The sequence below is a fragment of the Pseudomonas sp. KH_017 genome (assembly GCF_057840285.1).
Genome location: NZ_CM174509.1, coordinates 5300215 through 5312968 on the forward strand (window position 1 = coordinate 5300215; position 12754 = coordinate 5312968).

10 protein-coding genes are annotated in these 12754 nt (G+C 60.3%); 5 read left to right on the forward strand and 5 right to left on the reverse strand.

Features of this window, described 5'->3' with window-relative positions; genetic code table 11:
- The first annotated feature begins 1 nt into the window (after window position 1).
- Together AC3IT6_RS24065 and AC3IT6_RS24070 are read left to right on the forward strand one after the other, a co-directional pair.
- Window positions 2-658 (forward strand): alginate O-acetyltransferase AlgF, encoded by a 657-nt coding sequence (locus tag AC3IT6_RS24065; RefSeq protein ID WP_150726844.1) that lies wholly within the window; start codon window positions 2-4, stop codon window positions 656-658.
- Between the two features lie 214 nt (window positions 659-872).
- Window positions 873-2324: a mannose-1-phosphate guanylyltransferase/mannose-6-phosphate isomerase gene (locus tag AC3IT6_RS24070; RefSeq protein ID WP_353741551.1), complete on the forward strand. Its 1452-nt coding sequence runs from the start codon at window positions 873-875 to the stop codon at window positions 2322-2324.
- Window positions 2325-2449: 125 nt separating this feature from the next.
- On the opposite strand, the gene AC3IT6_RS24075 is transcribed toward AC3IT6_RS24070, so the two are convergent.
- Complete coding sequence (locus AC3IT6_RS24075) at window positions 2450-5224, reverse strand: RHS repeat domain-containing protein (RefSeq protein WP_489353290.1); 2775 nt, start codon at window positions 5222-5224, stop codon at window positions 2450-2452.
- Between the two features lie 251 nt (window positions 5225-5475).
- Between AC3IT6_RS24075 and AC3IT6_RS24080 the strand changes: the two genes are divergently transcribed.
- From AC3IT6_RS24080 to AC3IT6_RS24090, 3 genes are all read left to right on the forward strand, one after another.
- Window positions 5476-5940: a multidrug transporter gene (locus tag AC3IT6_RS24080; RefSeq protein WP_150754563.1), complete on the forward strand. Its 465-nt coding sequence runs from the start codon at window positions 5476-5478 to the stop codon at window positions 5938-5940.
- 33 nt (window positions 5941-5973) lie between these two features.
- Window positions 5974-6798 carry an SDR family oxidoreductase gene (locus AC3IT6_RS24085; RefSeq protein ID WP_489353292.1) on the forward strand — a complete coding sequence of 275 codons (825 nt, stop codon included), beginning with the start codon at window positions 5974-5976 and terminating at the stop codon, window positions 6796-6798.
- A gap of 135 nt (window positions 6799-6933) precedes the next feature.
- Window positions 6934-7332, forward strand: a complete 399-nt coding sequence (locus AC3IT6_RS24090) for a DUF4440 domain-containing protein (protein ID WP_489353294.1) — start codon at window positions 6934-6936, stop codon at window positions 7330-7332.
- 165 nt (window positions 7333-7497) lie between these two features.
- Here the strand turns inward: AC3IT6_RS24090 and AC3IT6_RS24095 are convergent, their stop codons facing one another.
- The 4 genes from AC3IT6_RS24095 to AC3IT6_RS24110 all read right to left on the reverse strand — a co-directional run bounded on the left by AC3IT6_RS24095 (window position 7498) and on the right by AC3IT6_RS24110 (window position 12438).
- On the reverse strand, window positions 7498-8361 hold the full coding sequence (locus AC3IT6_RS24095) for an efflux RND transporter periplasmic adaptor subunit (protein ID WP_057395860.1): 864 nt from the start codon (window positions 8359-8361) through the stop codon (window positions 7498-7500).
- A 39-nt stretch (window positions 8362-8400) separates the two neighbouring features.
- Window positions 8401-8601, reverse strand: coding sequence for a DUF1656 domain-containing protein (locus AC3IT6_RS24100; RefSeq protein WP_007896379.1), 201 nt, complete (start codon window positions 8599-8601; stop codon window positions 8401-8403).
- Window positions 8591-10783, reverse strand: a complete 2193-nt coding sequence (locus AC3IT6_RS24105) for an FUSC family protein (RefSeq protein WP_489353296.1) — start codon at window positions 10781-10783, stop codon at window positions 8591-8593. The genes AC3IT6_RS24100 and AC3IT6_RS24105 overlap by 11 nt, the downstream gene beginning before the upstream one ends.
- A gap of 155 nt (window positions 10784-10938) precedes the next feature.
- Complete coding sequence (locus AC3IT6_RS24110) at window positions 10939-12438, reverse strand: efflux transporter outer membrane subunit (RefSeq protein ID WP_489353298.1); 1500 nt, start codon at window positions 12436-12438, stop codon at window positions 10939-10941.
- Window positions 12439-12754 lie beyond the last annotated feature (316 nt).

Sequence of the window (12754 nt, forward strand, 5' to 3'; positions counted from 1 at the left end):
CATGACTTTCACTACAACTCCTCGTCGTCTCGCTAAAAGCTTTGCCCTGGTTGCCGGCCTCAGCGTGCTGTCGGTACAGGCTTTCGCCGCTGGCGACGCCGCCCTGTACGGCCCGGTCGCGCCGAAAGGCTCGACCTTCGTGCGCATCTACAACGCCAGCAACGCCGAAGTCAGCGCCACCGTTGGCAGCACCAACCTGAGCGACGTCGCGCCACTGGCGAGCAGTGATTTCAGCTTCATGCCGGGCGGCGACTACAGCGCCAAGGTCGGTAGCCAGAGCCTGCCGGTGAAACTGGCCGGCGACCACTATTACACCCTGGTCAACAACGCCAGCGGCGCACCGCAACTGATCGAAGAGCCGCCGTTCAAGAACAAGCAGAAGTCCCTGGTACGCGTGCAAAACCTCAGCGACAAGGCGCTGACCCTGAAGACCGCCGACGGCAAGACCGACGTAGTCCCGAACGTTGCGCCCAAGGGTCGCGGCGAGCGTGAAATCAACCCGGTGAAGGTCAGCCTGGCCTTGTACGACGGCACCACCAAAGTCGGCGACGTGAAACCGGTCGCCCTGGAACGCGGTGAAGCCGCGGTGCTGTACGTCACCGGCAGCGGCAGCAGCCTGTCGCCGGTCTGGGTTAAACGCCCGGTATCGACGCGCTAATACATTTGCCGGATTGACGCTGTTCCCCTTGTGGGAGCGGGCTTGCTCGCGAAAGCGGTCTGACATTCAACATCAATGTCGACTGATACACCGCCTTCGCGAGCAAGCCCGCTCCCACACTGGACCGAGGCGCCAATCCGGACACGAGACAAAAACAAGAGTGAAACGACAGAACGCAGTAGCTCTAACCAATCGATATTCAAGGAGTAACAACATGATTCCGGTGATCTTGTCAGGTGGTAGTGGCTCACGTCTTTGGCCGCTTTCCCGTAAACAATTCCCTAAGCAGTTCCTGGCCCTGACCGGCGAACACACCCTGTTCCAGCAAACCCTGGAACGCCTGGTGTTCGAAGGCATGGATTCGCCAATCGTGGTCTGCAACAAGGACCACCGCTTCATCGTCAACGAGCAATTAGCGGCGCGCAAACTGGAAACCCAACGCATCCTGATGGAACCGTTCGGTCGCAACACCGCGCCGGCCGTGGCCCTGACTGCGATGATGCTGGTCAGTGAAGGTCGCGACGAGCTGATGCTGGTGCTGCCGGCCGACCACGTGCTGGAAGACCAGAAAGCCCTGCAACGCGCCCTGGCCCTGGCCACTGTCGCCGCCGAAAACGGTGAAATGGTGCTGTTCGGCGTGCCGGCCACCAAGCCGGAAACCGGTTATGGCTACATCAAGTCGACCAACGACTCGCTGCTGCCTGAAGGCGTCAGCCGCGTCTCGCACTTCGTTGAAAAACCCGATGTGAAGCGCGCCACCGAGTTCGTCCAGTCCGGCGGTTACTTCTGGAACAGCGGCATGTTCCTGTTCCGCGCCAGCCGCTTCCTCGAAGAGCTGAAAAAGCACGATCCGGACATCTACGACACCTGCCTGCTGACCCTGGAACGCAGCCATCAGGATGCCGACACCATCACCTTCGACGAAGCCACCTTCGCCTGCTGCCCGGACAATTCCATCGACTACTCGGTGATGGAAAAAACCCAACGCGCCTGCGTCGTGCCGCTGACCGCGGGCTGGAGCGATGTCGGCTGCTGGTCGTCGCTGTGGGAAGTCAATGCAAAGGACGCCAACGGCAACGTCACCAAAGGCGACGTGGTGATCCAGGACAGCAAAAACTGCATGATCCACGGCAACGGCAAGCTGGTGTCGGTGATCGGCCTGGAAAACATCGTCGTGGTCGAAACCAAGGACGCCATGATGATCGCCCACAAGGACAAGGTCCAAGGCGTGAAACAGATGGTCAACACCCTCAACGAACAGGGCCGCAGCGAAACCCAGAACCACTGTGAGGTCTACCGTCCGTGGGGCTCCTACGACTCGGTGGACATGGGCGGGCGCTTCCAGGTCAAGCACATCTCGGTCAAACCGGGCGCTTGCCTGTCGCTGCAGATGCACCACCATCGTGCCGAGCACTGGATCGTGGTCAGCGGCACCGCTGAGGTGACCTGTGATGAAAACGTGTTCCTGCTGACCGAGAACCAGTCGACCTACATTCCGATCGCTTCGGTGCATCGTTTGCGCAACCCGGGGAAGATTCCGCTGGAGATCATCGAAGTTCAATCGGGCAGCTACTTGGGCGAAGACGATATCGAGCGGTTTGAAGATATCTACGGGCGCTCGACGCCGGTTGAGCGTGGGGTTGCGGTGAAGACTATCGCGCAGTAAAACCGTAGCAATTCACCCGGCCCAATGCGTTCCCTATCCGCAAAGAGTTGGGTGAAACCATATGAAAAAGCCCCGAAGGCTTGCGCCTCCGGGGTTTTTTCATTTCAAGAAAACCTCTGCAAACCTCAATATAAAGTGCTTTGATTCACTCGCCGCTCGACTTTCAAGTAACGTCGATAATGATTCAATCGATCCTTTACATGGGATTTTTCAAAAGTTGCACAATTCCCCCTAACTGCCCCCGTGTAATCAAGCCCAACCAAATCACTCTTGAGAGAAAACCACTCACTATAGATCCCTATTTTTTTATCGATTCCCGAAAACGCAAAGACCTCACTTTCCTTTGTCCTTGACTTTACGGGATAATTAAATGACTCACTGCGAGCTAGTATTTCATCGTCCACTTGGTGCGCAGGATCACTGGCCCCCACGGGAGCCCACTCTCTGACAGCCTCGATTGCATAGGAACCATGAGCTCCTAAATGCGCCTGAGGAAAGGTAACCCATGGATCTGAGAATACAATTTTCTCTAGGCTGACTTCACGGTGATCACCAATAGCGACAAACATATGATCGTTTTTATCAGCCTTAACAAGAGCAATTGGATCAGTACGTTTCGCACTGGCAAGTAACTTGAAACTCATACGCGCGTGCTCGCCGCAGTTACCGACACCGATGCGTGCGGTTTCCATCCCCCCCACAGAGCGTGCCGCTGTCAGTTGAGTAAGCAGGTCTTCTCGAGTCCTCCACAAGTCAACTAATTGGTTTGGGGAGCCCTTCGGAAACATCGCCTTTGTAAAATAATTAGCGTTTTCCGCCAGCTGTAAATTATTCCACTCACGGGCCCCTACCGAGTGAACCGTTTTACTTGGCTTTTGAAGCTTAAAATCCTCGCGCCAACTGACTCTGTTTTCGTACATCTTCTTCCCAACACTAGACCGTTTTGCGTCAAGTCCAACTTTCTTGCGTTGTTCTTTTGTCGAGTTTGAAATATCAATAGGATCCAACCCATCGGGATCCACAAACTGCAATGGACTGTTCCTTACGAATGCAAAGAAATTTAACCCATCTACATCCGCCGCCGGATCCGGATTCAACCACCGCTGCCGCCCCGCCACGTAATACCTGAACCCGTAGTAATAAAGCCCCGTCGCGTCCCGCTCTTTCCCCGAATAACGCAGCGTTCTGTAACTCGCCTCTACCTCCCCGCGTCCGGCAAACCAGGCGGTGGTGCCGTACGGGTGATAACGCTCCTGGCTGATCACTTCACCGTCATCGTCGAGCTCTAGGGTGCAGGAGCCCAGATGATCGTTCAGGTGGTAGCGGTATTGATCATTGGCGCTGTCCTTCGGCGGCTCTGAGTCCCAATGCAACACCCGCACACTGCTGCGCCCGGCCTGCACGCTGATCACCTGCAGCACTTCGCCCGTGCCGCTGTCATTGCGCAGTTCCAGGTTCGGCAGATAACGGGTTTCAGCGATCAGTGTCCGGGCATGGGCGAGCGTCTCGCGGACTTTGCGCAGGCGCATGCCGTCGGCGCCGTAGACATAATGTTCACGGTCGTTGAGACCTGAATCGCGTACCACCGGTCGCACTTCACCCAACTGATTGCGCAGGTCCCATGCCAGGGCCTGCCCTGGTTGCAAGCTGAGCAGGTTGCCGTTTGCGTCGAAGCCTCGATGGAAGTCCTCTTCGTCCGGCTCCACGCCATCCAGCACCGGCAAACAGCGGTTGCTGTGCGCTGCTGCGACCAGTCGATGTCCATGACTTTGCGGACCTTCGTGGGTCAGCTCCAGCAGATTACTGCCCGTATCGTAGTGATAGGTCTGACGGTAATTGGCGCGGGGCGCGGGGTCATCAAACATCGAAAACTGTGGACCCTTATTGGCGCCGCCCGCTTCCCAGCCGGTGGCTTCGATCAGTTGCGACAGGCTGTCGTAGGCGTAGCGATTGACCGGTTCGATGCGCTGGTTGGCGAAATAGCGAATCGGCTGCGCGGCATCCTCGATGCTCAGCACATTGCCTACCGGATCGTGGGCGTAGCGCAGGTCTTGCCGGACTTCGTTGCCGCGTTGCGCCAGGAGGCGAGTCAGTCGCCCATTTTGCGCGTTGTACTCCAGCGTGGTGATCACGCCATTGGCGGTGACTTCCCGTTCGGTCTGGCCGTGGGCGTTGTAAGTGATGGCGCTGACCAGCATTTTCGGGATTGACGCGCCGTTGAGTTGCAGGCGAACCGCGCGCAATTGGCCGTCGAGGGTCTGGCTGAATAACTGGCGGTGCCCCTTGGCATCGGTTTGATAGATCGTTTCGCCCAATGCGTTGGAGTGCGAACGGGTGATAGCGCCCTCGCCCGGTTCCAGCAGCAATTCGCGATCCACTATCGGCTCGGGCCAGTCAGGCAGCGTCAACGCTTTCAGAAAATGCCGCGTCTGCTCCAGCACCGCGCCGTGCAAGCCGAACTCGGTAAACCGCTGCGTGCCCGCCGGGTCATCATGGCGAATCAGTTGGCCGCATTGGTTGTGCTCGGCAGAAGTCGGACCGCTTGCGCCGTAACTCAAGCGCTCCGTGCAAACCGCTTCGCCGTCCACTGCTTGCTCGAACACCGATTCCGGGCGCAGCTGAGTGTCGTACCGCAGCCAGCGTTGCGAGCCCCGCCCATCCCAGTGATGGAGCGGCTGCCCCGCCTCACCCGACAGCGCCACACGCCAGCCGGCATCGACGCTGCTGGTACTCAACACCGCACCGGACAGGGCGTAATCCGTTTGCAGATTAGGCGGCGCCGAAGCGTCCAGAAACAACCGCGGGTCCCACTGCGCAATCGCGCGCCCTGCCCTATCATGGGCCGTGCGGTTGACCCGTGCCTGAGGAGGCACGCCGTCAATGTCACGCCAGTAACCCACGGCGCGTACCGGCAACCCCCGAGGGTCACCTGCAGTCAGGCTCGGGGTGTGGCGGTGGATTGAAAGGGATGCTGTCACTGTAGCCGCTCCGGAATCACTCCCCTCATCTAAGCCTGTCGATCAAGTGCCTGGCTACTGTCAGAAATTACAGGGTCGACAGACGGCCTTCTGTACCATCGCCACGCCCCGCCCATCGCCAACCCCACCTGCGCTTAGGTAGGATGACCCTCTCTATTCCCGAGATTTACGTCATGTTCATCGGCGCCCTGCTGGTCATCACCTGGCTGATCCTGTTGCTGCGCTATCCAGCCAAGGCCTTGCCCGTATCCCTGGCGGCTGCCGTGGGGCTGGGTATCGTCGCCACCTGGGTCATCTGGATGGACCAGCACGAGCTCAAGCAACTGCAACGCCTGGAGTTGCGCATCAGTTACGCACCACAACAATGTCCTGCTGACCGCCCATTGCAATTGACCCTGAACAACGGCAATGACGTGCCGCTGACGGAATTGCGCTGGCGGGTCGCGGCTTATGCACCGGGCGATACGGTGAACCTGGCCGACAATCAATACTCCGCCCCGCGCTATCGTGGCCCCGGCGAATTGCAGGCCGGAGGCAACTGGGAAGACTGTTTGCCGCTGCCGCCACTGCGCCCTGGCTACCGTCCGGAAACCCTGGAGTTTCGCGCCGAGCGATTGCAGGGTAGTTTTTCCGACTGATCCCTCCCCCATTTTTTGCACAAGGAATGCGCCATGCCCGTTGCGTTGATTACCGGTTGTTCCAGTGGCATTGGCCGTGCCCTTGCCGATGCGTTCAAAGTCGCCGGCTATGAAGTCTGGGCCAGTGCGCGCAAGGCCGAAGATGTCGCCATGCTGAGCGCTGCCGGATTTACCGCCGTGCAACTTGACGTAAACGACGGTGTTGCCCTTGAGCAGTTGAGCGACCGCATCAACCAGGAGCGTGGTGGTCTCGATGTGCTGATCAACAACGCTGGTTATGGCGCCATGGGACCGCTGCTCGATGGCGGCGTACCGGCCATGCAGCGCCAGTTCGAAACCAATGTGTTCGCAGTCGTTGGCGTCACTCGCGCGATGTTTCCCGTGCTGCGCCGGACCAAAGGATTGGTCGTGAATATCGGCAGCGTTTCGGGTGTGTTGGTCACGCCATTCGCCGGTGCTTACTGCGCCTCGAAAGCCGCCGTGCATGCCTTGAGCGATGCCTTGCGCATGGAACTGGCGCCGTTCGGTGTGCGGGTGATGGAAGTCCAGCCGGGGGCCATCGCTTCCAGTTTCGCCAGGAATGCCGGGCACGAAGCCGAGCAACTGATCAGTGAGCAATCGCCATGGTTTCCGTTGCGCGAAGGTATACGTGCCCGGGCCAAAGCCTCTCAGGACAACCCGACCCCGGCCAATGAATTCGCCGCCGGTTTGCTCAAGGCTGTGCAGCAGGACAAGCCGCCGCGACTGATTCGTCTCGGCAATGGCAGTCGCGCGTTGCCGCTGCTAGCGGGTTTGTTGCCCAAGGGGCTGCTGGAATCGGGGTTGATGAAGCGGTTCGGGTTGCGTGGGCAGCTCTGAGACCGCGTCATCGTTCTTCGCGGGCAAGCCCGCTCCCACAGGTCATGCGCAGATTTTGAAATAGCGCTAATCCTGTGGGAGCGGGCTTGCCCGCGAAGGCGTCAGAACAGACACCACAGAATTTCAGGAAACAACATGACCGACTACACCGAATACTTCGACGAAGTGATCCAGGCCCACGTGGCCATCGAACAATGGCTGGCCGAAGAGCGCGACGCATCCGAACTCGAAAAACTTCTGACACGCTTTTCGCCACAGTTTTCCATGGTCTCACCGCTCGGCCGGGTGCTGGATTTTGACGCGCTGAACGAATTGTTCACGCTGGCGGGCGGCAAGAAGCTCGGGTTCCGCATCGAGCTCAGCGAGTTACGCGGGATTGCTCAGTACGATGGCGGCGCGACCGTGAGTTACCGCGAGCAACAGACCGATGCGACCGGCCTGCACTCGGATCGTCGCTCGACCGTGGTGTTTGAAAAGCACGCCGATGGCCGGGTGATCTGGCGGCATTTGCATGAGACGTTTTGCAAGGAGTGAACGCCCGACGCCTGTCTGACTGACCGCGTTGCACCCTTCGCGAGCAAGCCCGCTCCCACAATGGATCTTCAGTGAACCCAACATTTGCGTACGAATGAGATCACATGTGGGAGCGGCGGTGCGGCGATCCGACTTGCTCGCGAAGCAGGCAACTCGGTCTTTCGGTTATGCACCATCACCTTGCTTCACCACCACCGTACAAGTAATCCCCGCCGCCAACAGCACCCCTTCCGGCACTTCATCGATGTGAATCCGCACTGGCACCCGCTGCGCCAAACGCACCCAGTTGAACGTCGGGTTCACATCGGCGATCAGTTCGCGGCTCTCCGGGTTGTCGCGGTCGTAGATGCCGCGAGAAATGCTTTCCACGTGGCCCTTGAGCACTTCGCCGCTCATCAGTTGCATGTCGGCCTTATCACCGACGCGCACATGGGGCAGCTTGGTTTCTTCGAAGAAGCCGTAGACCCAGAACGAGTTCATGTCGACCACGGCCATTTTCGCCTCACCGATGCGCGCATAGTCGCCGCGATGCACGTTGAGGTTGGTAACGTAGCCATCCACCGCCGCACGCACCTCAGTGCGCTTGAGGTTGAGTTCGGCGGCTTCCAGTTGCGCCTGGGCCTGCTGGTAATCGGCCAGGGCCGAGTCGGCGAGGTTACTGGCATCGTCACGGTTTTCCCGGGAGATCACCAGGTTGTCCATATCGGCGCGACGGTGGGCGTTGACCTTGCGCATCTCCCAGGTCGCCTTGCGCGAGGCCACCAGACTTTGTGCCTGCTTGACCGCCAGACGGTAGTGCTCGGGATCGATCTGCATCAGCAAATCGCCCTTCTTCACCAGTTGGTTGTCGCGCACCGGCACGTCCACCACTTCACCGGTGACGTCGGCGGCGACGTTGATGATGTCGGCGCGCACACGGCCGTCGCGGGTCCATGGCGTGTTCATGTAGTGCTCCCACAAGGAGCGGCCGATCCACAGCGCGAGGGCCAGCACCAGCAAGGTCGCGAGCAGGCTGAAAAACTTTTTCATCGGGGCATTCTTCAGAGATAGAGAGTCAGTGATAGAGAGTCAACGGTAGACAGTCAGCGCCAACGCGCCGAACAGACAGGTAAACAGGCTCAGGCGCAGCAGCGCCGGGTGCCAGAAAAAACGGTACAGGTCGAATCCGGACAGAAACCGGTCCAGCGCCCAGGCAAGCGCCGCCGCGATGAAAAACATCAGGGTCATGGTCGGCATGTACACGCCGTGGAAGGCGATTTCACGAGGCATGTGCAAGTCCTTGTGGCTGGCTGCTTGCGAAGGCGGCGAGCGGTGATTGCGGATCGAGCAGCGAGGTGCGGATGAAGTGCAGGTAGCTCTTCACCCGGCGCAACGCCGAGGTATCGAAGTGAGGGGCGAAGGGTTCGTCGGTGGACTGCACGCGGCTGATCGCGTGATCGACGGCAATCAGCGCGCGTTCGAGGTTGCTGCTGTTCGGTTGCAGAAACAGCCGCACCAGCGCACGCCCCATCACCCGGATCGCCTGGCGCCATGGCTGGGATTCGGCATAGGCCGGATGCACCGGCAGAATCGCCTGCTCCTTGCGCAACTCGATGATCGCGTGACCGACTTCCAGCACCACGAACATCCAGCGCAGCAAGTCGCGCTGCACTTGCGGTTGACCCGCCGCGAAGCCGTAGGCCTGATGCACCAGATCGCGGGTGCGGCTTTCGAAACTTGACGCCAAACCCTTGAGCTTGCCGCTGATGGCGTAGACCACCTGACCACGCAGGTCCTGCTCCAACCGACGCCACAGCCAGCGGCTGTTGGGCGGCAGAATGATCGCCCCGGCCGCTGCGCACACCAGCATGCCCAGCACCATGGCGATGTAGTCGTTGATGAAGGTGTAGGGGTTATAGACCGTGAGGTTGTCCGGCACCGAACCGGTGCTGAAGAAGATCAGCAAGCCCAGGCCGACGCCGACGTATTGCGGCCGCGAGGTCAGGAACGAGCCGAGTACGATCACCGGTGCGAGCATCACGCACAGCAACGGAAATCCGTCGATCCACGGGAAAATGAAAAACATCTCGACGAAGCCGATCAGTGCCCCGAGCAATGTCCCGCACGCCATCTGAAAGGCCATGCGCTTGGGGTTCGGGGTGGCGGCGGACAGACCCACGGTCGCGGCGGCAATCAGGGTCATGGTCGCGCCGCTCGGCCAGGCGGTTGCCACCCAGTAGCTGCCCAATACCACCAGAATGAACGCTGCGCGAATCCCTGATGCGGCTGCTGCCATCCAGTTGGTTTGCGGAGTGAACGGCTCGTCCCAGCGCTCCCGCTCGTGACTGTGATCGGCCAGTGAAGCGTGGGTCTGTGCATAACTGTGCAAATCGTCGACGAAGCGGTAGAGCAGTTCGTACGCCGTGTGGAAGTCCAGCAGTTCGTCGTCGCTCGGTTCGCTCTCCTGAAAGACCGCCCGCAGGCTGCGCACCCGCGCCGGCAACCCTGCCTTGTAGGCGCTCAGCACCGTAACCAGACGCGCCGCATCGGCGCTGGTCAGGGCACGACCGCTGAAGCCGTCGAGTAATTCGGCGAGGTCTTGCAAGCCCGGGTTTATCGCCGCCACGGCATGATCCGTATTGTTGCTGCGCAAGCGTTCGAGCAACTGATGCAGGGCATTGAAGCGCGTGGTGATGCCCATGAACTCACTGTTCAGGCGGCTGAGGCGGCCATTGCGCCGACGCATGTGCGGGTCTTCGAACACGGTGACGCTGCGCAGCCCTTCGAGTCCGACTGCCTCGGCAATGAAGCGCACATTGCCGGCCTCGAACGCCTCGCGTTGACTGCGGCCACGCAAGCCGTCGGTGACGAACTGGGCAAACACGCCGAAGCGCTGATACAGGGCGTTGCGCATGGCAGCGCTGGCGGTTTGCGGCAGGATTGCAGCGCTGATCAGGGTCGAACAGAGAATGCCCAACGAGATTTCCAGCACCCGCCAGACCGCCGCCATGAACGCGCCGTCCGGGTGGGCCAGCGCGGGCAAGCCGACCATCGCGGCGGTGTATCCGGCGAGTACGAAACCGTAGGCGCGAAAATTGCGGCAGCGGGCGGCGCCGGCCGTGCAGATACCGACCCAGATCGCCAGCGAACCGAGGAACAGCTCAGTGTTCTGCGCAAACAGGGCGATCAGCGCGACCATCACCGCCGACCCGGCCAGGGTGCCGAGAAAACGATAGAAACTCTTGGCGAACACCTGGCCGCTTTGCGGCTGCATGACGATGAACACGGTGATCATCGCCGTACGCGGTTGCGGCAGCTCCAGACGCATAGCCAGCCACAGCGTCAGGAATGCCGCGAACAGCACCTTGAAGATATAGACCCAGGTCACGCCGTCGCTGCGTGCCCAGTCGAAGAAACCCCGGCGCCATTCCAGGGAGTACAGCCAGCGCAAGGGTGCGGGCAAGGGAGTCATCAAATCCTGCTCAGTGAAAAATCAGCCAAAACTCGGAACCTGTGGGAGCGGGCTTGCTCGCGAAAGCGGAGTATCAGCCGGCATCAATGTTGGATGTGCCGCCCTCATCGCGAGCAAGTCGGATCGCCGCACCGCCGCTCCCACAGGTTTTGTGTTCAACGCAAAAGGCTCGGGGTTTTCGGCGCTTGGGTCTGTTCGGCGTTCGGCACGTCGTTACCGGCACCGAGACCACCGCCCAACGCCGTCACCAATTCGGCATGGGCACTCAAGCGTGCCGCCTGAACCTGCTGCTGCACCTGCTGCTGCTTGAACAACAAGGTCTGGGCATTGAGCACGTTGAGGTAGTCGGTCAGGCCACGCTGGTAGGCGATCATCGCGATGTCGTAGGTCTTCTGCGCGGTAGCCACTGACTCGGCAGCGAAAGCCTGTTGCTTGTCCATGGACTCGCGGCGGATCAACTGGTCGGAGATGTTTTTCAGCGCACTGACCAGGGTCTGGTTGTACTTCGCCACGGCGATGTCATAACCCGCCGAGGCTTCACCCAACTCCGAGCGCAAGCGTCCGCCATCGAAGATCGGCAACGAAATCGCCGGCCCCACGCTGTAGTTGAGTTTCTTGCCGGTCAAGAACTCCAGGGCCCCGCCGCCGGTGGCCATATAGCCAAGGCTGCCGACCAGATCGACGTTCGGGTAGAAACCGGCATGGGCGACATCGATACTCCGCGCCTGCGCCGCCACTTGCCAGCGGCTGGCGACCACGTCCGGGCGTTGGCCGAGCAATTGCGCCGGCAGCGACGACGGCAGTTTCAGCGGCGCACCCAGCGACAGCGTTGGCCGCTGCAACTGTGCGCCCTCCCCCGATCCCTTGCCGGCGAGAGCGGCGAGCTGGTTGCGGTTCAAGGCAATTTCTTCGTCGAGGGCATCGATCTGGCGATGGGTTTCCGGCAGCGGCGTCTGGGCCTGGCTGACTTCGAAATGAGTGCCGATGCCACCGCTCAGACGCTTTTGCGCCAGCTCAAGGATCTGCTGTTGCTGCTTCAAGGTCGCCTCGACGATGTCCCGCTGGGCGTAATGCAACGACAACTCGATGTAGACCCGTACGATGTTTTCCTGCAATTCGAGCTGGGCCTGACGCGCCTCGGCGACGGTCATGTGCGCCATGTCCACGGCGCGCTCGGTGGCATTGCTTTCGCGGCCCCAGAGGTCGAGGGCATAACTGAAGCCCAGCGCCGCGTTATTGTCCCAGGTGGTGCTGTTGGCCAGCTCGCCGGGGCCATAGAACTGGTCGGTAGGCCAATTGTGGCGCTTGAGGGTGGCATCGCCATTGATCTGCAGCGACTCAGCGGCTTCGGCCACGCCGGCCATGGACCGGGCCTGACGCACCCGGGCGGCGGCCATGGCCAGGGTCGGGCTGCCTTGCAGGGCGAGGTCGATCCAGCGATTCAGTTGCGGGTCGCCATAGGCTTGCCACCATTGCGCCGTGGGCCAGTGCGCATCTTGCGCGGCGCTCTGGATCGCTTCGTCGGTGGCCAGTGAATTGGCCTCCAGCGCCTTGCCCTGCGGGGCAATACCTCCGGTTCCGATGCAGCCGCTGATTGCCAGGGTTAAAGCCAAAACACTGAGCGGCTGAAGCGCTCTGCTGATGCGACGCGGCACTGCTGCGATTTCCTGAAATAGGGGGAGGTACAAGATTTTTTGGAAACTGGAGTTCCGCTCTTGTGGGAGCGGGCTTGCTCGCGAAAGCGGTACATCAGTCGACACTGATGGTGAATGTCAGACCGTCTTCGCGAGCAAGTCGGATCGCCGCACCGCCGCTCCCACAGGTTATGCGGTGGGTCGAACCCCGGTTACCCAAGTTGCGCAATTCTATGGGGCGGCCGGAAGGGCGATAAGCTGGGATTCCTGTGAATCTTTGTTACCGTTAACGAGATAATCCGTAGGTAGATCCTTAGTCGCCTGTAAATAAACAGAA